Annotated in this window: 20 protein-coding genes; 10 read left to right on the top strand and 10 right to left on the bottom strand. The window is 33.1% G+C overall.

Features of this window, described 5'->3' with window-relative positions:
• Positions 1-13: 13 nt before the first annotated feature.
• The 5 genes from EKM01_RS04550 to EKM01_RS04530 form a co-directional block, all read right to left on the bottom strand.
• Complete coding sequence (locus tag EKM01_RS04550; RefSeq protein WP_126459999.1) at positions 14-496, bottom strand: ABC transporter ATPase; 483 nt, start codon at positions 494-496, stop codon at positions 14-16.
• A gap of 90 nt (positions 497-586) precedes the next feature.
• Positions 587-1378, bottom strand: a complete 792-nt coding sequence (locus EKM01_RS04545) for a (Fe-S)-binding protein (RefSeq protein ID WP_126453357.1) — start codon at positions 1376-1378, stop codon at positions 587-589.
• 111 nt (positions 1379-1489) lie between these two features.
• The gene (locus EKM01_RS04540; protein WP_126568937.1) at positions 1490-2821 is read right to left on the bottom strand and encodes a (Fe-S)-binding protein; all 1332 of its coding nucleotides are present in this window, start codon (positions 2819-2821) and stop codon (positions 1490-1492) included.
• A 5-nt stretch (positions 2822-2826) separates the two neighbouring features.
• On the bottom strand, positions 2827-3792 hold the full coding sequence (locus tag EKM01_RS04535) for an MlaD family protein (RefSeq protein ID WP_126767111.1): 966 nt from the start codon (positions 3790-3792) through the stop codon (positions 2827-2829).
• Positions 3793-4353: 561 nt separating this feature from the next.
• Entirely contained in the window at positions 4354-5511 is a 1158-nt protein-coding gene (locus EKM01_RS04530; protein ID WP_126576277.1) for an N-acetylmuramoyl-L-alanine amidase, read from the bottom strand.
• 83 nt (positions 5512-5594) lie between these two features.
• Between EKM01_RS04530 and EKM01_RS04525 the strand changes: the two genes are divergently transcribed.
• Positions 5595-8345, top strand: a complete 2751-nt coding sequence (locus EKM01_RS04525; protein ID WP_126767108.1) for a putative LPS assembly protein LptD — start codon at positions 5595-5597, stop codon at positions 8343-8345.
• A gap of 49 nt (positions 8346-8394) precedes the next feature.
• Positions 8395-8775, top strand: coding sequence for a RidA family protein (locus EKM01_RS04520; protein ID WP_126767106.1), 381 nt, complete (start codon positions 8395-8397; stop codon positions 8773-8775).
• 155 nt (positions 8776-8930) lie between these two features.
• Here EKM01_RS04520 and EKM01_RS04515 read toward each other — a convergent pair whose 3' ends face one another.
• The 4 genes from EKM01_RS04515 to EKM01_RS04500 all read right to left on the bottom strand — a co-directional run bounded on the left by EKM01_RS04515 (position 8931) and on the right by EKM01_RS04500 (position 16816).
• Positions 8931-9782, bottom strand: coding sequence for an N-acetylglucosamine kinase (locus tag EKM01_RS04515; protein WP_126460020.1), 852 nt, complete (start codon positions 9780-9782; stop codon positions 8931-8933).
• A gap of 140 nt (positions 9783-9922) precedes the next feature.
• A complete protein-coding gene (gap, locus tag EKM01_RS04510) occupies positions 9923-10927 on the bottom strand; it encodes a type I glyceraldehyde-3-phosphate dehydrogenase (protein ID WP_126460023.1) in 1005 nt (334 codons plus the stop codon).
• 75 nt (positions 10928-11002) lie between these two features.
• Positions 11003-11989, bottom strand: a complete 987-nt coding sequence (pfkA, locus tag EKM01_RS04505) for a 6-phosphofructokinase (protein ID WP_126460027.1) — start codon at positions 11987-11989, stop codon at positions 11003-11005.
• Between the two features lie 384 nt (positions 11990-12373).
• Positions 12374-16816: a translocation/assembly module TamB domain-containing protein gene (locus EKM01_RS04500; protein ID WP_126460030.1), complete on the bottom strand. Its 4443-nt coding sequence runs from the start codon at positions 16814-16816 to the stop codon at positions 12374-12376.
• 193 nt (positions 16817-17009) lie between these two features.
• Between EKM01_RS04500 and tsaD the strand changes: the two genes are divergently transcribed.
• The 8 genes from tsaD (at position 17010) to EKM01_RS04460 (ending at position 25037) form a co-directional block, all read left to right on the top strand.
• Positions 17010-18032, top strand: coding sequence for a tRNA (adenosine(37)-N6)-threonylcarbamoyltransferase complex transferase subunit TsaD (tsaD, locus tag EKM01_RS04495; protein WP_126555958.1), 1023 nt, complete (start codon positions 17010-17012; stop codon positions 18030-18032).
• Positions 18033-18035: 3 nt separating this feature from the next.
• On the top strand, positions 18036-18740 hold the full coding sequence (locus EKM01_RS04490; protein WP_126460036.1) for a 16S rRNA (uracil(1498)-N(3))-methyltransferase: 705 nt from the start codon (positions 18036-18038) through the stop codon (positions 18738-18740).
• Positions 18741-18816: 76 nt separating this feature from the next.
• The gene (locus EKM01_RS04485; protein WP_126460039.1) at positions 18817-19455 is read left to right on the top strand and encodes a DUF4159 domain-containing protein; all 639 of its coding nucleotides are present in this window, start codon (positions 18817-18819) and stop codon (positions 19453-19455) included.
• Positions 19456-19964: 509 nt separating this feature from the next.
• Positions 19965-20912, top strand: coding sequence for a zinc metalloprotease (locus EKM01_RS04480; protein WP_126767103.1), 948 nt, complete (start codon positions 19965-19967; stop codon positions 20910-20912).
• Positions 20913-21172: 260 nt separating this feature from the next.
• Positions 21173-22117: a zinc metalloprotease gene (locus tag EKM01_RS04475; RefSeq protein WP_126453317.1), complete on the top strand. Its 945-nt coding sequence runs from the start codon at positions 21173-21175 to the stop codon at positions 22115-22117.
• A gap of 75 nt (positions 22118-22192) precedes the next feature.
• Positions 22193-23284 (top strand): AI-2E family transporter, encoded by a 1092-nt coding sequence (locus tag EKM01_RS04470; RefSeq protein WP_126460045.1) that lies wholly within the window; start codon positions 22193-22195, stop codon positions 23282-23284.
• Positions 23285-23286: 2 nt separating this feature from the next.
• Positions 23287-24468 carry a class I SAM-dependent methyltransferase gene (locus tag EKM01_RS04465; RefSeq protein WP_126767101.1) on the top strand — a complete coding sequence of 394 codons (1182 nt, stop codon included), beginning with the start codon at positions 23287-23289 and terminating at the stop codon, positions 24466-24468.
• 2 nt (positions 24469-24470) lie between these two features.
• On the top strand, positions 24471-25037 hold the full coding sequence (locus EKM01_RS04460; RefSeq protein WP_126460051.1) for a hypothetical protein: 567 nt from the start codon (positions 24471-24473) through the stop codon (positions 25035-25037).
• 4 nt (positions 25038-25041) lie between these two features.
• Here EKM01_RS04460 and EKM01_RS04455 read toward each other — a convergent pair whose 3' ends face one another.
• The gene (locus EKM01_RS04455; RefSeq protein ID WP_126767098.1) at positions 25042-25701 is read right to left on the bottom strand and encodes a M15 family metallopeptidase; all 660 of its coding nucleotides are present in this window, start codon (positions 25699-25701) and stop codon (positions 25042-25044) included.
• Between the last annotated feature and the right edge of the window lie 45 nt (positions 25702-25746).

Raw genomic sequence — 25746 nt, 5'->3', positions numbered from 1 at the left:
CTGACTATTTTGTTTAAAAAAAACGACTGTGCCAGCTATCAATGGCAGGAACTTCCCAGGATTCATTGTATTCTTCTATATTATTAACTAAATTATTGAAAACGATGGTATTTTCAGTAACCGCTTTATCTTTTACCATTTTCTTGAAATCAATCAACGGCTTGTGTGCTATATGTTCTCCAAGTTTGAAGGTAACGTTCATTTTATCCAATAAATCTACGGTATATTTTTGTTCTAAATTTTGAATAAATTCTACAGAGGAATCTATAGAGCATCCTGTTGCAGCTTGTACATCCTGATTTACGGCAATAATGATAAACCGGTTGTATTTTAATTGGTACGAGGATTCTAGACTAGTACCATGCGCAGCCCAACCTTCCAGAAAAGATTGCAAGGCGCTTTCTATTTCAGAAAATTCGGCATCCGAAAATTTTCTGTTTGATTGATAAATCCAGATTTTAGATTCTTCGGGTAAATTTTCAAATGGAACGTACATACGATTTTAGATTTGTGATTTTAGATTGTAGATTTATGAAGTTAGGTGTAATAAATTATAGAGCATTGCTGATTACTTAGACACTGTACACTAAAGATCCTGCGCATTAGCAATTAGTTCCGCAATATCCATCACTTTTACTTCGCCTTCTTTTTCTTTATTTTTAATACCGTCCGTCATCATGGTATTACAAAAAGGACAGCCTGCGGCAATAATTTCTGGTTTTGTTTCTAATGCCTCCTCGGTTCTTTCTATATTGACTTCCTTATTTCCAGGTTCAGCATCTTTAAACATTTGGGCTCCACCTGCACCGCAACATAAACCGTTAGCTTTAGAACGCTTCATTTCAACTAATTCAGCATCCAATTTAAGAATCAATTCTCTTGGTGCTTCATACACATTATTAGCTCTTCCTAAATAACAAGGATCGTGAAAAGTAATTCGTTTACCCTTGAATTGTCCACCTTCAATGGTCAGCCTTCCGTCATCTAACAAGGATTTCAAAAACTCCGTGTGGTGAACCACTTCGTATTTTCCGCCTAATTCCGGATATTCATTTTTTAGTGTATTGAAACAATGTGGACAGGCGGTAACAATTTTTTTAGCTTCGTATGCATTCAAAACCTCAATATTCATCATGGCCTGCATTTGAAACAAAAACTCATTACCAGCTCTTTTGGCAGGATCACCAGTACAGCTTTCTTCAGTACCTAAAACGGCAAAAGGAACATTAGCCCGATTTAAAATCCGAACAAAAGCCTTCGTTATTTTCTTCGCTCTATCGTCAAAACTTCCTGCACAACCCACCCAAAATAAAACTTCTGGTTGTTTCCCTTGAGCTAACATTTCGGCCATGGTAGGCACTATTAAATTCTCTGACATACTATCTTGTTGATTCGGTTATTTGCTTATTTGGTTAATGACAAAATCTTCATTTGTAAATCGGTTATTCGTAATACAAATAGCCTATTAAACAGTGACGCGATTTAACGCCTATTCGTTTTTCCAATTCAATCGGTCTTGCTGATTGTATTGCCATGGCGCACCGTTATTCTCTATATTAGTCATCATGGCGTTTATTGGCAGTGGGGCCGCACTTTGTTCCATTACTAAATAGCGACGCATATCCATAATAATTGAAAGCGGGCTAATGTTTACAGGACATTCTTCCACGCACGCATTACAAGAAGTGCATGCCCAAAGCTCTTCTGGTGTGATGTAATCGTTTAATAATGTTTTGTTGTCCGGAATAAAAACACCTTTATTGGCATCAATATTTCTTCCTACTTCTTCCATTCGATCTCTGGTATCCATCATAATTTTACGTGGAGACAATTTTTTTCCTGTAATATTGGCTGGACAAGCTGACGTACAACGACCACATTCTGTACAGGTATACGCATTCAATAATTGAACCCAGTTTAAGTCCTGAATATCACTGGCACCAAATTTACTTGGAACCGCATTCTCATCCACTGGTGCTGCCGCAAAAGGATCAGCATTAGGATCCATCATTAACTTCACTTCTTTAGTAACGGATTCTAAATTATCAAATTGTCCTTGCGGATTTAGATTTGCAAAATACGTATTTGGGAATGCTAACAGAATATGTAAATGTTTTGAAAAATACAAGTAATTCATAAAAATTAAAATACCCACAATATGCAACCACCAGAATATCTCTGAAAGCAACATTACCAATTCATTTGACATTCCGTTAAAGATAGGTTCAATAAATTGACTGATAGGAAACCAACCGGCTTTTATAAAATGAGAAAAACCTCCGGGGACATTTTGTAAATGCAAATCAGAAGCGTTCATCAATAAAAATAATGTCATAAGAACCACCTCAAAATACAAGATATAGTTTGCATCATTTTTTGGCCAGCCTTTTAAATCAGAGCTTACAAATCTTTTCAATTTGATGGCATTTCTTCTGCTCCAAAAAGCAAAAACTGCTACTAAAACTAAAAAAGCTAAAATTTCGAAAGAAGCAATCAGCACATCATACGTAGTTCCTAAAAAAGCAAAAACACGATGTGTCCCAAAAAGTCCGTCGATAATAATTTCTAACAATTCAATATTTATAATAATAAAACCCACATAGACAATAATATGCAATGCTCCAGCGATAGGTTTTTTGACCATTTTTGATTGACCAAGAGCTATCATGGCCATATTAATCCAGCGCGCTTTTGGATTGTCAAAGCGATTTACATCCGTTCCAAGATTGATATTTCGTCTGATTTTTTTAACACTGTTGAAAAAATAACCAAAACCAATTACCAATATAACGGCAAATAAAATGTTGTCTAAGTAGCTCATAATTGCTATTTTATTGCATTAGATATAGAATCATTTACAGGACCTACATACGGTTTATTTTTCTTTCCAAATAAAGAAATATTGACATATCGAGTGGGATAAAGTCTAATATCTTGTAATAATAATTCTAATTCTTTTGTGGCGTTTTTTATGTTTTGGTAGAAAGCCTCGTCGTTTAGCAATTTACCCATAGAACCTTTCCCAGATTCTAAACCACTCATAATACCATCAACTCTTCCTAGAGTTGCATTGAGATTTTTTACCGTTTTTCCAAGGTCGGCTTTATTCAAGGAATCTGATATTTTAGAAAAATTACCCGATATTTTAGAAAAATTGCTAACGACTCCGTTGATTTGTGCTTTATTCGTTTCTAATAAAGTATTGACATTTAAGGACACTTTATGAAATTGTTCAATGGTTTTGCTCAATTCAGCTAGAGTGAGTTTTAAATCCTGCTGCCCTTTTTGATCCAGAACGTTATTAAAACCGGAAATTAATTTATCCGTGCTTAACAATAGTTTTTCTAGTTTTTCCTGAAGAGGTGCTAATTGATCCCCTACTTTATCAGTAAGTCCTAATTTCACTCCGCCTTGCAATTTCTGACCATCAAGTGCCAAGCTTTTATCTTTAAAATTAGGGATAATTGCAATTTGTTTTCCTCCGATAAATCCTGGCTCATAAATAGAAGCCCTACTGGATTTAGAAATAGGAAAATCAGTTTTCAATTGCAATTCAACTAATAATAGTCCTGTGTTTTCATTTATGGTAATACTATTTACTTTACCAACCACCAAACCGTTCAGGGTAACAGGTGAGGATGTGGCTAGACCTTCAACACTTTTATATTCTACATAAAATGTTTTATAATTTGTGAAAAGATCTCTTCCTTTCAAAAAACTATAGCCCCAAATAAATAATAAAATAGAAGCAATTACTAAGATAGCAGTTTTAATTTCTCGTGTTATTTTCAAAATTCAAGTATTTTTTACAAATTTAATGTAAAATATTTTAAGTTGTTGTTATTATTTAAGAGCTTATTCTACACTTATTTTTTCTCCAACATTAAATGCAATTAAGTGTCCGGACGTATCTTTTTAGGTTTAACCATATCGATTTTTTTTGCTAAATAATAATCTGATATTTAGATTTATAACTAATACTAATGATCCTGTCATCCGCTATCAGTAGAAGCTCTTCAGACACTTTGAAATTAGATGCTTTTAACTTTTTATTTAATAAAACCAGTTATAGTTTAACAAATATGTTGTTTTGGGATAGACTACTTGAACGTCGTACGCATCTTTAGATCTGTTTTTTTAACTTTAATATTGTCGTAAGCGCATTTACTTTTCAACAAAACTATTGTGCAAATTTACTGAGTTTTTACCGCCGTGACCGCATTAAAATAAAATAAATCGGTCTGAGAAAAAAAGTTCAACAAGACCAATAAAAATACTTTTAGAATTGCGAATTCGCTCGTATTATTTTCGAAATAAAACTTATTTTTTTAATCAATACTACTGTAGCACTTGTTATTTAATCGCTTCTTGAATGCTTATTTTTTCTCCATTTTTAAAAGCGATCAAAAAAGCAGTATCATATCCTTTCTCTTTTGCCTCTGTTAATTGCTTTCTTGCTTCATCGTAATCCGTTGTTTCTCCATACATATATTTGTATACTGTATTTTCATAGGCAACAGAGATATTTTTTAATCCTTTAAAATTTCTAGGCAGGAGCGCTACTTTTTTGATACTAGCCAAAAGTTGCACTTTGAATGAGATTTTAGTATTATCGATTGCTTTTTTAGTTTCAATAACTTGAAGGTTTGTTTTTGATTTTAAAGGCGTTGCAGTATCCTTAACTTGTTTTTCAATAATTTTTTGCGAAGGCTTTACTTCAAATGCTTCCGATTCTCCACTTCCAAAATATTCTTTTTTATAATCGATTATAGCTCCTGCAATGGCTTTGGCAATTTCGTTCTGGCCTTCTTCTGAATTTAATCTATTTCCTTCAGTCGGATTAGAAATAAACCCCATTTCTATCAATACTCGTGGCATGTAGGCTTTATGAAGCACCATAAATGGCGCTTGTTTAACTCCTCCTCCACGTATTTTTTTTCCTAAATCTGCAAAAGCATCTTCTACCTTACTGGCCAGTGAAATACTGTTGTCTAAATATTCTTCCTGCATCAAGGTCATCCCAATCATAGTTTCCGGAGAGTTTGGATCAAATCCTTCATATTTTTGTTTGTAATCTTTTTCAAGAGTGATTACAGAATTCTCTTTTTTAGCCGCTTCTAGGTTAGAGGCTATCTTACTTAAACCCATCACGTAGGTTTCTGTGCCATCGGCAGCGGTATTTCTGTTGGCATTACAATGAATTGACACAAAAATATTAGCATTAAATCTGTTAGCAATATTGGCTCTTTCAATTAAGTCAATAAAAACATCTGTTTTTCGTGTAAAATTCACATCAATTTGTGGAGTAGCTTCTAATAACTTACCAACTTTTAGAACGACAGCCAAAGCTATGTTTTTTTCTATTCGTCCTTCATATACAGCACCAAAATCATGATCGCCATGCCCCGCATCAAGTGTTACCTTAAAAACATTAGATTGACAAAAGGCTGATAGCGATATTATCGTCATCAAAAAAGTTATTGTAATTTTAATTTTATAGGTGTTGTGCATAAAGCTATAAGTTAATTTAATTAGAAGACTAAGGGTATAAATTTATTTATTTGACTATTTTTGACAAAAATTTATATGTAAGTTTGACATCTCAAAAAACAGGCCATAATTTTACAAAAATAGCATTTAAACCTTTGCATACAAACTTATTTAATATCGTTTTATTATCAATCTTCCTATCCTTAGGGTCTGGAAAATTATATTCTCAAGATATATCAAAAAAAAAGACGGCGATTTCCGTTAGTAAACAAATAGATAGTACTACTTTAGGAACTATCAAAAAGGTTCCTACTGTTGCAACTACTACAAAAGAGAAGGATTCAATACAAAAAGACAGTACAAAGCCTAAAAAAGCATTTCTGGACGGAAAGGTAAAATACAAAGCCGATCAATATGCAAAAATTGATCAAAAGAAAAAGCTCATTACTTTGTATAATAACGCAGAATTGTATTATCAAGACATTGAATTGAAGTCTGGTATAATTGTAATGAATTATGAAAAAAATGAGGTATATGCCGGTCGCATCAAAGATTCTACAGGAGCTTATACACAGTTTCCAAATTTCAAACAGGGCACTAATGTTATTGAACCTGATTCTATCCGATTTAATTTTAAAACAAAAAAAGCTTTAATTTGGAACTCACGATCAGATCAAGGCGAATTTAAAATAAAAGCAACGCAGACCAAAAAAGAAAATGATTCTGTTTATTTTCTAAAAGGAGCCCGTTTTACTACTTCAAAAGATGTAGACAATCCAGAATATTATTTTCAAACCAGCAAAGTAAAATTCATCCCAGGCAAAAAAGTAGTTACGGGATTGACTAATATGGTTATTGCAAATGTTCCTACTCCAATTGCATTGCCTTTTGCTTTTTTTCCAATGAGCCAAGAAACCAGCATTTCAGGATTAATTTTACCAAGCTATAACGACTCCAACAACCGAGGGTTTTCGTTGCAAAATTTAGGGTATTATTTTGCCTTGAGTGATAATTATGATTTAACCGTATTAGGCGATTATTATACTAATGGCAGTTACGGGTTGCGTTTTGAATCCAGTTATGCCAAAAGATACAATTATAGAGGAAACTTAAACATTCGATTTGAAAACTTAATTACCAGCGAAAGAGGCTACCCTGATTACTTAAAACAAAATATTTATAACATACAATGGTCACATTCCAAAGACTCTAAATCGAATCCTAATTCTAGTTTTTCGGCCTCTGTGAATCTTGGAAGTAGTAAATATTTTCGACAATCTATCAATCAGATAAATATTGGTTCAAATCTAAATAATACCTTAAGTTCTTCTGTGTCGTATTCAAAAACATTCACTTCAATTCCACAAGTTAGAATGTCATTGACTGCAACTCACTCGCAAAATACACAAACCGCAGAAATCAATATGACACTACCTACACTACAACTGAGTGTGGATCGGATTTATCCTTTTGTGGGGAAAGACGGCGTAAAAAAAGGATTTTTCAAGAACATCAATTTACAATATAATCTGAATGGCCGAAACAGCATTGTTACTACCGATTCTTTATTCTTCAAGCCACAAATGTTCCGGGATGCAAAAATTGGTTTCCAACACAGTATTCCGTTAAGCACCAATTTTAAATTATTTAAATATTTCAGTGCGTCTACATCCGTAAATTATGAAGAAATTTGGTATACCAAAACAATTGAAAGAAGTTTTGACCAAAACCAAAGCACCGTAGTCGATAAAACGGTTAATGGCTTTGATGCCTTTAGAACCTATTCCTTCTCTTCAAGTCTGGGAACCACTATTTATGGAACTTTTAACTTTGGTGAAAACAAAAAGATAAAATCAATTCGGCACGTCATGAGACCATCTGTTTCGTATGGATACACCCCTAGTTTCGAAAAATATTATGACACCTACGCATCCGATGCAACCGGGACAATGACAAAACAATATTCCAGATTTGAAAGCGGGATTTTTGGAGCCCCAGGATTGAATAATTCGAATTCGTTAGGATTTGATTTGAGCAACACTTTTGAAGCAAAAGTTACTGATAGCGATAGTACCAAGGTTGAACCTAAAAAAATAATGCTGCTGAATAACTTAAACCTATCTACCAGCTATAATTTAGATGCAGATGGTGTCAATTCATTAGCTTTTGCGCCGATACGAGTTAGTGGTGGTACCCAACTTTTTCAAAATAAAATGAATGTCAATTTTGGCGCAACGTTAGATCCCTATGCGATTGATAACTCCGGAAACCGAATTAATGTCTTTAATATTAACAACGGCGGCAGCCTTTTTAGAATGACAAGTTCTAATATGACTTTAAATTACTCTATTTCCAGTAAAGGAAATGATAAAAAAGAAAAAGACACAAATGAACAAAGTCGAAGAAATGGGGGCCGTGGAGATGATCTGTTCGGTACCAATACGGACTTAGGAGACAACAGGAGAAGTCAGTTTGACGAAGAAGAGGAAGATGATGGAGAAGATAAAATTTCTGAGTTTTTTAATTCAAAATTACCATGGGATATGACCTTTGCCTATTCTTTGACCTATGGAAACAATAATAGAGAGAATCAAATAATTGGTAACTCGATAATGATTTCAGCTAATGCTGATATCACTCCAAAATGGAAAGCAGGAATATCAACCGGGTACGATTTTGTTCAAAAAGGAGTTACCTTTACTCAGCTTCGTTTTGAAAGGGATTTATTAAGTTGGAGAATGGATTTTAACTGGTCTCCATTTGGTGATAATGCAAACTGGGGATTCTTCATTGGAATAAAATCAGGCGTGCTCAGCGATATCAAATGGGACAAACGAAGTACTATAAATCGGTAATTAGACCAGGAGACTTTTAAACTAAATTGAATTACATAAAATAGAACGTATGAAAAAGATAATTTTCACAGAAAATGCTCCTGCACCAATTGGCCCGTACAACCAAGCAGTCCTAAAAGGAAACACACTGTATGCATCAGGTCAAATTGCAATAAATCCGGCAACTGGAACGTTAGTTCTTGATTCAATCGAAGCCGAAACAGAACAAGTCATGCAAAATATGAAAGCAGTTCTGGAAGCCGCCGGAATGACATTTGAAAACATAGTAAAAACCACAATATTTATTATGGATATGACCAATTTCGGGAAAATAAATACGGTTTATGGTTCCTATTTTAACGAGAAAACTGCTCCGGCACGGGAAACAGTTCAAGTGGCCTGTTTGCCAAAAAATGTGAATATTGAAATCTCAATGATCGCTATTCTTTAGTGCTTTTTTTCCGCTTTCATTATTAAAACAAGAAAAACGGTTGAAACGATTTCAGAATGTCCGTTATCAATTAGTTATAAATTAAAAACCACTGTTGATTTACTTGCTCTAAAGTAAATTAACAGTGGTTTTTGATAAAAATAAACTCTGAAAAACTATTTATTTGCAATATGATATGCAATTAAACCATCAATAGGTCGTCGCAATACATTGCCTAATTGCAACTCATATTTATCAAATATTTCTTGCAGCTCTTCTTTGAGATAAAAGGCTATGGACCCCACAAAATGAACTGGAATTTCTTTGCAGTTATCGTATTGTTTTATGTAATTTTTTACAAAAGATTTCATTCCTTTGAAAATAATTTTTCTGCAGAACTCCGTTTCTTTGTGCTGAATCAGGAACTTCGCAAAAGTCGCTAAATACGCATTTGGATTGGGTTCTTTGTACAATTTGCTTTTTATAGCATCTGGATCAAGGTTGTATTCTTTCTCGAATTCAACGGCCAGTTCTTTTGGCATTTTATTAAAATAGTACTTTCTGATTAATTCTTTTCCAAAAACATTTCCGCTGCAATCATCCATGGCGATATATCCCAATGACTGTACTTTTTGATGGAGTTCTTTGCCATCAAAATAACTGCAGTTTGATCCGGTCCCCAGTATAGAAACAATTGCTTTTTCTCCCTTTGGAGTCGTTGCATAAACGGCTGCATAGGTATCTTCTTTGACATCTATAATAGCATTAGGAAAATACTTTTGAAAAACCTGAGACAGTGCAATTTTCATTCTTTCAGTACCACAACCTGCTCCATAAAAAAACAAATGGGTTGCATTTTTCTTGTTTTGCAAAATATCAAAACGATCATTTAAGCGTTCAATAATTTCATCTTCTTCAAGTACTTCAGGATTCAATCCTAAGGTTTGAGTTGTAAACAATATTTTACCATTTGTATCTATTGCAATCCAATCGGCTTTGGTAGAACCACTATCAACTATTAATCTCATTTTTTTCTGGTTTTTGGTTTTGTTGTTATATTTCCTAATACTTTCATAAAGGAAGGTATTAACAAAATATAAATGAAAAAGGGAATAAAAAATAAAGTCCCGTTACTATAAAGATAACGGGACTTTGTAAATATAATTAATTATTTTAAACCTGCAATATGTACTGATAAATCGATCAATTTGCTTGAATAACCATATTCATTATCATACCAAGATACAATTTTGAAAAAAGTAGAATTCAAACCAATCCCTGCATTAGCATCCACAATTGAAGTACGGGGATCCGAAACGAAATCTTGTGATACTACAGCATCTTCGGTATATCCTAAAACACCTTTCATAGTGGTTTCAGAAGCTGTTTTTAGAACAGCCATGATTTCTTCATAGGTTGTTTCTTTTGCTAATTTAACAGTCAAATCTACTACTGAAACATCTACAGTAGGAACACGCATAGACATCCCTGTTAGTTTTCCGTTCAATTCCGGAATCACTTTTCCTACTGCTTTTGCAGCACCTGTACTAGATGGAATCATGTTGACTAATGCTGATCTACCGCCACGGAAATCTTTTCTTGATGGTCCGTCATTTGTCATTTGAGTTGAAGTTGTTGCATGAATAGTAGTCATCAAACCTTCAACAATTCCAAAATTATCATTGATTACTTTGGCCAAAGGAGCCAAACAATTTGTAGTACAAGAAGCATTAGAAACCACTGTATCTGAAGCTAACGCTTTGTCATGATTTACACCCATTACAAACATTGGCGCATCAGCAGAAGGTGCAGAAATAATTACTTTTTTAGCACCACCGGTGATGTGTGCTTTTGCCGTTTCAATAGTAGTGAAAAAACCAGTACATTCCGCTACAACATCTACATCTACTTCATTCCATTTTAGATTTGCAGGATCTCTTTCTGCAGTAATTCTGATGTGTTTATCGTTTACAAAAAGTTTTCCGTCTTTCACTTCTACTTTTCCGGCGAAACGTCCGTGAACTGAATCGTATTTTAATAAGTAAGCTAAATGATCTACATCTAATAAATCGTTAATTGCAACTACTTCTACATTATCTCTGTTGTACGATTCTCTAAAAACTATTCTCCCTATTCTTCCAAAACCGTTTATTCCTAATTTAACTTTTGACATTTTACTTTAATTTTTGTTTATTTAAATATTAACTTGCTCTAAAGTCTAATTTCCTCACTATAAACTTTAATCCCTTTATGTAGACATTATGTCTGAAACTCTTAATAATTCTCTATCAATTTCTGTTTTGCCTTTAATGGCTTGTTCCAAAGGTGTCAATGAAACTGTATCGTTCTTTAACCCTACCATGAACTTTGACTTGCCTTCCAGCAAAGATTCAACTGCTTTTACGCCCAATCTACTGGCAAGAACCCGATCAAAACAAGAAGGGGAACCGCCACGTTGCATGTGGCCCAGAACAGAAACTCTAACATCATATTCCGGCAAATTAGCTTCTACGTAATCTTTTAATTCAAATACGTTTTTGCCTATTTTATCTCCTTCTGCTATTACAACAATGCTGGATGATTTACCAGAAGCCTTGCTTTTTTGCAGGGATTCTAATAATCGCTCTAATCCTAAATCTTCTTCGGGAATCAGAATTTCTTCGGCACCGGCACCAATACCGGCATTCAAAGCGATGTGACCGGCATCTCTACCCATCACTTCTACAAAGAATAAACGATTGTGTGAACTTGCGGTATCTCTAATTTTATCAATGACATCCACAACGGTATTCAAAGCGGTATCATATCCTAAAGTATGGGTGGTCCCAAAAATATCGTTATCAATAGTTCCCGGAATTCCCATTACTGGAAAATCAAATTCATTATTGAACAACAAACCACCGGTAAAAGTACCGTCGCCCCCTATTACTACTAGAGCATCTATTCCTGCTTTAATCAGGTTATCGTGTGCTTTTTTTCTTCCTTCTGGAGTTTTAAATTCTAAAGAACGTGCTGACTTCAAAATTGTCCCTCCTTTATTAACAATGTTGTTTACGCTACGAGGTCCCATTTCTTTGAAGTCGCCTTCAATCATTCCCTGATATCCTCTGTATATTCCTATACATTCAATAGCATGATACGCACATGTCCGAACAACGGATCTAATTGCTGCATTCATACCTGGTGAGTCTCCTCCCGAAGTAAGAACACCAACTTTTTTTATTGTTTTTGGCATTATTTAAGTATTAAAGTGTAAAACTAGCAAACATTCAGCACTTACAGAGCCGTGTTTTTTATAAATTAGTTAAGCAACCAAAATTCAAACGTTTTCGTTAATAAGTTTTCGAAAAATCAAAATAAAACGAATTTTATTTAACAAAATAAAAAAATAATGAATTTTTATTTGATAATTAACAATTTAAGCGTTTTTATGATTGTTTTATGACAATGATCCATTACGTATTTACAAATGAGGAATTAAAAAAAAACGTCCTTGTGGTAAGTCTGAAATTCTTTTAATTGGTACTGAAGCAGATATTGTTAATCTCCTATCCTGATCCTGATTCTCATTCTCATTTGTATGAATTCTTGGTTCTGATTCCTCCTGTTTACAAAAAAATTAGTTTTCCTCCGGGACTAAACCTTCTTGATTATTTTTGGTTTTTTCTGTTTTGGGTTTTTTAGATTTCATAAAATTAATATAATCCGGAGATAAGTCAGAATCTTGATCTTCAGCGGCGGGCACTGTCACTCTGTCTATTTTTAGATTCGTAAAAATTTTATTGACTAACTCTTTGAAAGTATCAAAATCTACTTCGTAAGAAACTCCTAAACCTTGGGTATAACCAATCCCTTGCCCAATATAATTGATATCATTTTCTTTATTAAACAATCGTAAATTAAGTGTTCCATCTTCATTAACCCTATATAGCACTTCAACATCTCCTACGATAGCGGATTCATTAATCCCACCAAAAGGAACTCCTAGTTTTCCATTGATCGTTATTCTTTCGTTTATTTTGGATGAAATTGTTGCAACAAACCGTCCATCTGTTTCTCTTCCTATTCTTCTGTCGGCTCCAATGAAATTCAGACCCACTTTGAATTTTTCATCGTCAGATTGTATTATTCCTCCTAAAAGACTAGAGGCGGTCTCAAACAAACTTCCTGAAAAATCAGATTGACTTACTCCTTCCGGACTTAAAAATCCACCGGAAGATAATAAATACAATGCTTGAGTTTGTCTCACGTCCTTATCATTTAACTTATATTGGATTTCTGATTTTAACACCGTGCTTACTGTTGGAAATTCAATATTAAAATCGGGTTCCGGACTAGTCAAATCGCCTCTAATTCCTATAACTACTTCCACGGGGACTTTCGTATTAAAAGAAGCATTTTCTAACAAAATTGCAGGATTTGCAGTAGTTTTGTATACTGCTTCAAGATTTAACTGTGCGCGCATCGGATTCCCTTCCCAGGAAATTGACCCTCCTTTTTTGACCTCAAACTTCTTGTCTATCAGTCCTCCATATTTAAAATTATAAGTCCCTTCATACGCTTGAAAATCACCCCACATATTGAATTTCCCCGTCGTGTTTATTTTAAACAACAAAGAGCCAAAACCTTTCCCCTTCATTCCGTGACCTGTGTTTCGGTCTAGAATTACCTCTACTTCGGCATCCGGTGTAATATCAAAATCAAACTCCAATTCAAGGCCATTATAATTCCGGGTATTTTCTACAATACCGTTCCTTACATTGTATTTTTCTTTAGCAGTCAGGAAATGAAGAAAAATATTATCACTTACACTTTCGGCATTATTAATAGGAATTTTTATGGCTGTTCCTTTCTCTGATTTTGCAGCTACTTTTATAAACAATGAATTAGTTGGTCCTTTTATAGTGGCAACTCCATCTATAAATGCAGTACCATAATAAGCTGAATCTTCAGTATCCTTAGTATCTAATGCTAGAAGCCTTTTTGAATTAACGGTTAAATCTAATTTCCAATCCGAAAAATTAGTATGCCCAATACTTCCGTTTAACTTCCCTACAGTGCCAAATTTTGTGTCTGTCAAGGTATTGTTTCTAAACAAGAATCGGTCATCGGTCAGGTCTATAATTGTGTTATCACTTAAACCGTAATCCACATTCAGGTAGGGTATGGTTATTCCTGCTTGGTCAAGGTACAGCCTGCCATTTATACTAGGTTTCTTAAGATTTCCTTCTATGGTAGCATTACCGGCTATTGAACCTCGTATATTAGACAATACTTCACCACCCAAAGAGTTCAAGGTTGCGATATTAAATTTATCAAATTTTAGCCTCAAATCAAGAATGGTTTCTTTATTGACAATTTCAAAACTACCATCCGCATTAAATGATTCAAAATTTTTGTTCTCTAAATTAGAATTTATGGTAAACTTGCTAAGATTTTCATCACCTTCAATTTCAAAATTTAAAGTTCCTAAATCTATTTTATTTAAATTCAAATTATCAATAACTATAGAAGATGTAGGCTGAAAAACATCTTTATTTTGCTTGAAATTTACTTTTCCATTTATATTTCCATGTGCAATAAATTTATCATTAGCAGGCGTGATTTTGTTTAGATCCACATCTTTAAAACTCAGTTGTAAATCCTTAATTGTAGTATCTTTAAAAAGGCCCACTAAAGAAATTTCCTGTTCTTCATGTGACAACACAATGTTATCAATATTGAAATTTTGAAATGATTTATCAAAAACAACTTTATTATCAGTTGCTTCTTTTTCGTTCAAAAACCACAAATAATCTTTGAATTTCACCTCTGATTTACTAATTCCAACTACATTATTGTTATCCTGATTAATAGTATGGTATAAATTCAGATTAAAATAATCTTCTGCTTTTGGTCCCCCTTTAAACTCCGAACGAAAATACAGTGTGTCTTTCATTGTGACATTTATCAGACTAAAATCACGTATTTTATAGTATTTTGTTTTTATACTGTCCAGTTCTATGTAGGCATTATAAAGCGGATTTTTATTGTCTACCGAAACTCTTATATTATCAAGTATATTGTTTGAAGCTATAATTTGAGGCGAATTAAAATTGAGTTTAAATTCCTGATTATCGGAGTTTATATTTCCTTTAATAATGGTGTTGGGTGCAATAGAAATATCAGGGTAAAATATTTCAATTATTTTATTATATATAGAGAAATTAAACTTAAGAAACTGTCCTTTCTTTACCTTGTTGGGTTTAAAATTCGTGTACAGGCTTCCCAAAGAATTCTTTACCAGGTTTTCCAATTGGTTAAATTCATATTTACCCACAATTTCACCCTGAACAATATCTGGTGAATTTACAGTCATGGTTCTTACTCTATTTTCATCAAAAGTTGAATTTATGGTAAAATCATCAAAATTATACGTGTCTTTTGCATTTTGATAGGAGGTTTCGTTGATATACACATTTCCTTGAAAATTTTCTACAGTATTTCCTGACGCCTGAACTACCACATCGCCTCTAAATACAGCAATAGAATCCTTAATTAACTTTAATTTATTCAAATCTGCGTTTTCAACATTAATGTGAAAATCGTATCTATTGTCTTTTTTGCTTAAATCCAATAAACCTTCAAAATTCATACTTAAATTAGGATCTTTTATGGCAATTTGTCCTCTGTAATTCGGATTTTTAAGAACTCCATTGACATCAATATTCGTGTAATTGTATTTTTTATACTCTATTTGGCTAATGCTCCCTTTGATAGCTGTGTCCAGGTATTTTTCTTTGAATCCTTTACCATCGATATCCATATTCAAACTTACCTTTCCTAGTTCTTTTTGATCCAATAAAGTTCCAATATCAAAATTTTCTAAAATAACGTTCCCAATATAAGAAGCCTTATCAATAACATTTATATTTTTTATTTCTAAATTAGAGATTACTTTACCTAACGCCGTTATCATAGAAAAATCAGCTTTGACAACAGTTGTAGAAACATTTGAAACTCCGGAAGCTGAAAATCGTCCTAATTTTTTTAGAGAACTGGGTAATTTATTTCCAAGAATATTAGGTAATATAACTATCAAATTATCATAGCTAGAGGTTAATTTGTCAAATCTGGCATACATCGAAAATTTCTGCCCTTTTTTAGCAAACAAGTTTTTAAAATTAATAGCACCGTTGATCTGTGTTTTCCGATCATCAACTAATTTTAAATTTTTGAATTTCAAATCATTAAGCGTTCCTTTAATAGATGCTTTGATATAAAAATGTTGATTTTTCCCTATTTCTTTATAAAAGTAACGAATATCATTTGAAGCAATTGAGGCAGCATCCAGTTTAATATCAAAGAGTACTTTATCGGTAAAATTAGAAAAATATTCAATTTTATAATTTAACAATACAGTCCCTTTTAAGGTGGATTCTTTGGTCAACAAATTCAGATTTTCTAGTTTTAAGTTTTTTCTGGAATAACTGAATTTTGAGTTTAAATTTTTAACATACAAACCCCGAAAATCTAAAAATGACATTTTATCAATCATAGTCGTTACATCCTGACCGTAAATTTTAAAATTCGTTACGGAAGCATTCAGTTTAGTAAAATCCAGGTCTTTTGGAATTTCACGATTTAGATCTGTCAAAATAAAATGACTATCGTAAATTTTTAATTCCTTTACGGTGAGCAGAAACTTTTTTGTTGATGGTCTTCCGGTTTCAAAAGCGGCTATAAATTTATCGAGATTAGACTCTTTTTCATTTTTGTACGTTTTTAAATTAAATACTAAACCACTCAACCGCAAATCACCAAAAATCAGATCACCGTCCAGCAATTTTTTACCTTCTAAAATAGTCGTTGCAATTCTATCCGAATAAATTAAAGTGTCTTTGTGGTGATCCAGAATCAATACTTTTTTGAATTTTACACCTCCAAAAACAGATATAACAACTCCGTCAATAGCAATATTAGTTCCAAAGTCTTTATTGAGACTTCGGGTGAAATACTGTGCTATTTTAGTTTGAACAAATGGTAGGGTAAGAGCAATACCAAGTACAAGTAAAAGTAGGATTAGTCCAAGTAGAGACCGAAATACTATTTTTTTTATTTTTTTGATACCTACTATATATTTAAATTTTCTAAAATTTCATTTTACCTCTGGAAACTCCTGTGCCTTAAATAAAAATTCTTTAATTTTGGCCTTTACAAAATTGTTGTTTTTTGTAAACTAATCATCAAATGTAACTCCAAATTTATGCCTTTTTATGCAAAATCCCGAGGTTTTTATTCTTGCCATTGAAAGTTCTTGTGATGATACTGCAGCGGCCATTTTACACAACGATAAAGTATTGTCAAATGTTGTTGCTAATCAGCTAATTCATAATCAATATGGTGGCGTAGTTCCTGAGCTCGCCTCACGTGCACACCAACAAAACATAGTTCCGGTAGTCGATGCGGCGCTTCGAAAGGCAAATATACAAAAAGAACAGTTATCTGCAATTGCATTTACACAAGGTCCGGGACTCATGGGTTCGCTACTGGTAGGGAGTTCGTTTGCAAAATCACTTGCCCTGGCCTTACAAATTCCTTTGATTGCTGTAAATCACATGCAAGCTCATGTCCTGGCACATTATATAGAGGAAGAGGGCTATGAAAAACCCACTTTCCCGTTCTTGGCCTTAACTATAAGCGGTGGACATACACAAATCATCAAAGTAGATCATTTTTTTGACATGACCGTAATTGGTCAAACCACTGATGACGCAGTTGGAGAAGCTTTTGACAAAAGCGCTAAAATTTTAGGACTTCCCTACCCTGGTGGCCCCTTAATTGATAAATATGCGCAATTAGGAAACCCAAAAGCATTTGTGTTTACAAAACCTAAAGTTCCAGGATTAAATTTTAGCTTCTCCGGTTTGAAAACTGCTATTTTATATTTTATTCAAAAGAAAAAATTAGAAAATCCAAACTTTGTTGCTGAGAATCTAAATGATATTTGCGCATCAATCCAACATACTATTATTGAAATTTTAATGGACAAATTAAAATTAGCCGTAAAAGAAACCGGGATCAAACAAATAGCCATCGGCGGAGGCGTTTCTGCTAATTCCGGAATCCGAAATACATTAAAGGAAACAGAAAACATATATGGTTGGAAAACCTTTATTCCTAAATTTGAATACACTACTGATAATGCTGCAATGATAGGAATTGTAGGATATCAAAAATTTTTAACCCAAACATTTGAAACTTCATCTGTTGTTTCTAAAGCAAGAATACAATTATAAATTATGCAATTATTCTTTAACCCTACTATTACAGAATCCACGACAATTTTTTCTTTTGATAAAGAAGAAAGCAAACACATTATCAAAGTATTACGCAAGAAAGATACCGATATATTATTTGTAACCAATGGCTCAGGCTACTTATTTAAAACAGAAATAACACTGGCATCCGACAGTAAATGCACCGTTAAAATCCTTTCGTTCGAAAAAGCCCCAGTTGCAAAATTTCACATACATCTGGCTGTAGCGCCAACTAAAATGAATGACCGTTACGAATGGTTTTTGGAAAAAGCAACCGAAATAGGCATTCACGAAATCACACCTATTATTTGTGATCACTCAGAGCGAAAAGTTATCAATAATGAACGATTTGATAAAATTTTATTAGCTGCCATGAAGCAATCTAACGAATTATACCTGCCGAAATTAAATCAGGCCATATTGATGAAAGATTTTTTAAAACACAACTATGAAGGCCTTAAATTAATTGCCCATTGTGAGGAAACGGATAAAAAATCATTGAAATCCGTTTTGAAACCAAATGAAAATGTGACCCTACTAATAGGCCCTGAAGGTGATTTTTCAGAAAAAGAAATTGCATTGGCAATTGACAACAAGTACATTCCGGTTTCATTAGGAAATACAAGGCTACGAACAGAAACGGCAGCAATAGTGGCTTGTCACAGCATACACTTTGTCAATGAATAATAATAAAACGTGTTTGGATTGCTGAACAATCAAAAAAAACAATGCACAAAATGGGTGCAAATAATAGAAATTGGCTATGAAAAAAATATTTTATTTACTCTTATTATTTTCGGTCGTTTCATTTTCGCAGGAAATTGCATTGTTAAAATACAGTGGTGGTGGCGATTGGTATGCAAACCCAACATCATTACCCAATTTGATAAAATACTGCAATGCAACTATAAATACCCAAATAAAAACAAAGCCAGCCACGGTTGAGCCTGCTAGTCCTGATTTATTTTCATACCCTTATGTGCATATGACCGGCCATGGAAATGTAGTTTTTAGTGCTGCTGATAGCAACAACCTTAAAAATTATTTGCTGGCTGGAGGATTTCTTCATATTGATGATAATTATGGAATGGACCAATACATCCGAAAAGAAATCAAAAAAATATTTCCAAATAATAGTCTAGTGGAAATTCCAGCGAGTCATGCCATTTTTCAAAAACCATTCTCGTTCCCAAACGGATTACCCAAAATACACGAACATGACGGTAAACGACCCCAAGCTTTTGGACTTTTTATAAAAAATAAATTAATACTGCTTTATACCTATGAATGCGATTTAGGAGATGGATGGGAAGATCCAGAAGTCAATAATGATCCAGCAGCGATTCGAGAAAAAGCATTAAAAATGGGGGCAAATATTATCAATTATATTTTTAATAATTAACACTGCTTACCAATAATTTATTTTGAGTAACAATCATCGTATAATGTCGTGTTTTACAATTAGACAACAAGAAGTAACAAATTGATTTTAAGATACTATTTTTACATTTTTTTTGACTTTATGACTTTTGAACTTTCGAGTTCTGTAGCGCTATAATTCTTAATATCCTTCTTTGAAAGAAGCCATCGCTAACAATCAAATAAAAAATACAGATTAGTATTAATTGTGAAAATAAATAGTTTGAAAAATCCACCATTACTTTCTTTTTTCAGAGGTAAAATTAGCATTAAAGAATCATTTAATAAGAATAATATTAATTACAATCTCCCTAAATATATTTTATTAAGACCAGAGGTAAATCAAGAACACGACAGCAGAAAGAGGCTACTAAAAAGTCATAATTGATATTTATTTCATGAAAAAATAGATATTTATTTTTTTTCATGAAATAATTGTTATAAAATTGTTAAATCATTAACCAAATCTATTAATTTATAACAAACTCGATTATGAAAAATTTTTTTTTACCTGTTGCAGCATTTTTAATGCTTTTCTCTTGTCAAAATGATACAACAGAAACAACTTCGGAAGCAAGCGCTGTATCTCAACGCGGTTGTGCCACTCAAGAAGTTCTTGCTGCACAAATGAAAGCTGATCCATCATTAGCTTTGAGAATGAATAAAATTGAAGCTTTTACTGAAAAAGCAATGTTAGCTGGTCGCTTAGTTAACGGTAAAGTAGAAATTCCTGTAGTTGTAAACGTTTTATACAGAACTGCGGCAGAAAACATAACTGATGCTCAAATTCAATCTCAAATAGATGTATTAAACGAAGATTTTAATGCTACTAATTCAGATTTCAGCAGTACACCTGCTTTATTCTCTCCAATTGCTGCAAATGTTGGAATTACTTTCATTTTAGAAACAATAAACAGAAAATCTACTACTAAAACTTCATGGGGCACAAGAGATGCTATGAAAAAAACAAAACAAGGCGGTTTAGACCCTACTTCACCAACAACATCACTTAATATATGGGCTTGTACTATTGGTGGCGGTATCTTAGGTTATGCGCAATTTCCTGGCGGATCAACGGCTACTGATGGTGTTGTAGTTGATTCAAAATATTTTGGATTATCTGGATCAGGGGCTTATCCTTATAACTTAGGAAGAACAGCAACTCACGAAGTAGGACACTGGATGAATTTACGTCATATCTGGGGTGATGCAACTTGTGGAAGTGATTTAGTTTCTGACACACCTACACACAATACTGCTAATTATGGCGTTCCTGCTTATCCTCATTACAGCACATGCTCTGGAACTCCTGTAGAAATGACTATGAATTACATGGATTACACAGATGATAGGGGTATGTATATGTTCTCTAATGGCCAAAAATCAAGAATGGCTGCAATTTTTGTTGCAGGCGGAGCAAGAGCAGGTTTTGGAGTATAATTCCTAAATATATTTATAAAATAAGCGACCTAAAAAGTCGCCTATTTTATTTATAAGCATTACGTGTTTATATTTCTTCATTACGATAAGTAACCTATTAACAGCATAAATTTTATTTAAATAGTCTTTACTGTTCTTATCCAAAAAGCAAGATTTAAATTATTTTATAAATAAGTAATCATAAAATTTTTTTTTAAATAAAAATTGTTATAAAATTGTGATATAATAAACCAAATCTATTAATTTATAACAAATTCATTATGAAAAAAATTCTTTTATCTGCTGTAGCATTATTAATGCTTTTTTCTTGTCAAAATGACACAACAGAAATTACTCCATCAGCTGATGCAGTTACAAAACGTGGTTGCGCATCTCAAGAGGTGTTAGCTGCCCAAATGAAAGCTGATCCGTCATTAGTTTTGCGAATGAATAAAATTGAAGCTTTTACCGACAAAGCAATGTTATCTGGTCGCTTAGTTAACGGTAAAGTAGAAATCCCAGTGGTCGTAAACGTTTTATACAGAACTACAGCTGAAAATATTTCGCTGGCACAAATCCAATCCCAAATTGACGTATTGAATAAAGATTTTAATGCTGCAAATTCTGATTATAATTCAGTTCCCGCAGCATTTTCAGGAGTAAAAGCAAATGTTGGAATTACATTCGTCTTACAAAGTGTAAAGAGAAGATCTACTACTATAACATCTTGGTCTACAGATGATTCTATGAAAAAATCAACAAATGGAATCGTTCCAACTACACCAACAACTGTATTAAACATGTGGTCTTGTAATCTTGGTGGCGGTATTCTAGGCTACGCACAATTTCCTGGAGGTGCATCGTCTACCGATGGAGTAGTAATGGATAACAATGCATTCGGTACTACCGGGACAGTAACAGCGCCATTTAATCTAGGAAGAACAGCAACTCACGAAGTAGGACACTGGATGAATTTACGTCACATTTGGGGTGATGCTACTTGTGGAAGCGATTTAGTTTCTGACACGCCTACGCACAATACTGCTAATTATGGTGTTCCTACCTACCCTCATTACAGTACATGCTCTGGTACTCCTGTAGAAATGACTATGAATTACATGGATTATACAGATGATAGAGGTATGTACATGTTCTCTAACGGCCAAAAATCAAGAATGGATGCAATTTTTGTTTCTGGTGGAGCAAGAGCGAGTTTCGGAATATAATTTTTAGTTTTTTAGAATTTAAAACTCGCTACTTGTTAGCGAGTTTTTTTTATCTTTAGCCCTTAATATAAAGATATGATTACGTCAAAAACCATTTCTAGCGGCATTATCCGTGCGCTACTTACCTTAGTGCTAGGTGCTTTAGTGCTGTTCTTTTTCTACCAAATTCAATCGGTGATAATTTATCTTGTAGTATCCTTTATATTCACAATGATTGGAAATCCTATTTTAGATTTTTTTAAACGGAGATTAAAATTTAATCATCTCTTTGCTACTATTACCACTTTGTTTATTTTTATACTGATTATATTTGGTTTCATAATGATGTTTATTCCTTTGATTTTATCCCAAGGACAAAATTTATCACTGCTCAACACAGCAGAAATTGAAAAAAATATAATTGAGTTAGCCAATCAGATCAGTGTGTTTTTGGAAAGTCATCAAATTGATTCCTCACAAATACTTAAGGAAGCCAACATTTCCTCTAAAATAAATTTTAATATCATTCCAAATTTTCTAAATGCTATTTTGGGAACAATCAGTAGTTTTGTTGTGGGACTGGCTTCGGTACTGTTTATTACTTTTTTCTTTTTAAAAGACCGATTAATGTTTCTTTTAGGAGTAAAAAAATTAATTCCCAATAGTCACGAATTTCAAATTTTAAATTCACTGGAAAAGATCAACCATTTACTATCGCGTTATTTTATTGGATTATTGCTTCAATTATTTATTGTGTTTCTTTTATACTTCATAGTCTTAGTCATTTTTGGTATTCCCGATGCAATTGTTATTGCTTTTTTATGTGCTGTATTGAATATTATCCCCTACATAGGTCCATTAATTGCATCGGTGTTAGCCGCAATTTTGACTATGATCAGCAATTTAGGCGGTGACTTCCAATCCGATATTTTACCAACGACAATTTACGTTCTTATTGGTTTTTGGATCGTTCAGATTATTGATAACAATTTATCCCAACCTATTATCTTTTCAAAAAGTGTCAGTTCACATCCCTTAGAAATATTTCTGGTTATCTTAATTGCCGGTTTTCTTTTTGGAATATTGGGAATGATCGTAGCCGTTCCATTGTATACAATAATTAAGGTGATAGGGAAAGAATTTTTTCCGGAAAATAAGATCATTCAATCATTAACTAAAGACCTTTAATTTTGGATTTAATGATTTTAAATCCTGAAGTACAAGTATTTATCAATGCTAACATTGGTACACACGTAGCAACATTAGCATTACAAAAAAATCCCTTTCCTAATGTGGATTGGATCACCATTTTGAACCAAATAGACGCTAAGACAAAAGCAAAAGATAAATTGCCACATTGGTTCTTGTCCCAAAACATCATTTATCCAAGCAAACTTTCAGTAGAACAAACGTCTTCTGAAAAAACAGCTTCTTATAAAGCTTCTATTGTTACTGGTGATCACTTAATCGATTTGACTGGAGGTTTTGGTGTGGATGATTTTTATTTTGCACAAAAAATAAAAGAAGTGGTTCATTGCGAAATTAATCCCGATTTATCTCAACTTGTAAAACACAATTTTGAGCAATTACGTGTTCCTAATATTACTTGTTATACCGGGGATAGTCTGGCAACCTTAACCACTTTAAAAACAAACTGGGACTGGATTTATATTGATCCTTCCAGAAGAAATGATACCAAAGGAAAGGTATTCATGCTTAAAGATTGTTTGCCAAATGTTCCTGAAAATCTAACTTTTTATTTTAAAAATACAAATGCTATTCTCATAAAAACGGCTCCTATTCTTGATATTACTGCCGGACTAACGGAATTACAACACGTGAAACAAATTCATATTATAGCCGTTGAGAACGAAGTTAAGGAATTGTTATGGGAACTTCATGCAGCTTATTCCGGACCAATACGCATTAAAACTGTCAATATCCTCAAGGATAAAAATGAAACTTTTGATTTTATTTGGAATGAAGTTGCTAGTTTTTCAAATTTCAGCTTACCTCAAACCTATTTATACGAACCCAATAGTGCTATTATGAAATCAGGTGGATTTGATGAAGTGGGATCCTTTTACAAAGTCAATAAACTACACAAGCATTCTCACTTATACACTTCCATGGACTTAATTCCCTTTCCGGGTCGTGTTTTTGAAATTCAAAATACATTTTCCTACAACAAAACAGCGATGAAATTTTTTTTAGAAAACAGTAAAGCCAATATCACAACTCGGAATTTTCCGGACAGTGTAGAAAGTATTCGGAAAAAATGGAAAATAAAAGACGGAGGAAATATATATAGTTTTTTTACAACTGATGAAAATAACCATAAAATAGTTTTAATTTGCACCAAAATATCATAAAAATGAAATTCATAATTACATTAACTTTCTTTTTCTTCAGTTTGAGTCTTTTTGCACAAAAACCATGTGATTACAGTGAAAACGTTACTGATTCAATAGGAACCTATAAATCAACTAAAGAATATATGATTAGTGAAAAAAAATTTGCCGGAAACTCCAGCTATATTTTCTATTCACTGGCTTTAACGGATGGATTACCAACCTTAAACATACAATTTATCCAAAAAAGCAAGGGATTTATAAAAGCGAATTGTTTTGATAAAAATTCAAAATTGTTTTTACAACTCAACAACGGAAAAATAATTACGTTGATACACACTGATCAAGAAGATTGTGGCACTTTGATTCGTGATGACAATGGATATGATAACCGGATCAATTCTGCAGCATTTATGTTTATGAAGGATAGTTTTGAAGAATTAAAAAGTTCTCCAGTTTCTATGATGCGCATCAAATATTTAACTGATACAGAGGATTTTATTATAAAAAAGGAATTTAAATCGGAATTAAACAACGAAATTTACTATCCGGAAACCTACTTTATAAATACGATAAAGTGTATCGAATAATAGTTTATTTACATTCCCATTTAGTATTAGAAATAGTGTCATTCAACCCTGATTTTACATTATAATGCCACCATTCCGAATCAAATGAATTAAAACCACTACTAATCATTGTTGTTTTCAGCAGGTTTCTATTTGCCTTTACTGTGTGCGAAACAGTAGGATAATCATGACTCGCTTCGACTCCAAAAAAATCAAAACCAGTACCCATATCTAATTCTTTTCCACTGCTGTTCACTAAAGTAAGGTCTACAGCTCCCCCTCTATTATGAATTGATCCCTTCGAAGGATTAGCCACGTACTTAGGATTAGGTACAATTTTCCACATTTTTTTCTGAATATCTAAAGGGCGATAGCAATCAAAAATTTTAATCTTATAGCCCTTTTCCATAAACTTCTCATTGGCTTCAACAAGTGCACGAATGGTTTTTAACCGCAAAAAACATTCTGCGCAATCATATACTTTTGCGTTCAGGAAATTGTCTGTTGTGGCGTATTTCATATCATACAGAAAATCTTGACTGTATTCTTTCAAATTTACAAATAGCGTATCATTGCTAATTGAATTCTTTTTTTCATCCGTTTTAGAAATCAAATTTTGGGATTGACAGCTAACAATACAAAAAAGAAAACTAACGAATACAAGTGCTTTGACAGTGAAAATCATGTGTTTATTTTTTATAAAAATAAGGTAAAAAATAGTGGTATCAAT

It is taken from the genome of Flavobacterium sp. RSP46 (assembly GCF_003984825.1).
In the GTDB taxonomy this organism is placed as follows: domain Bacteria; phylum Bacteroidota; class Bacteroidia; order Flavobacteriales; family Flavobacteriaceae; genus Flavobacterium.
The sequence above is the reverse complement of the archived record's forward strand: the minus strand, read 5'-3'. Positions and strand labels throughout refer to the sequence as shown.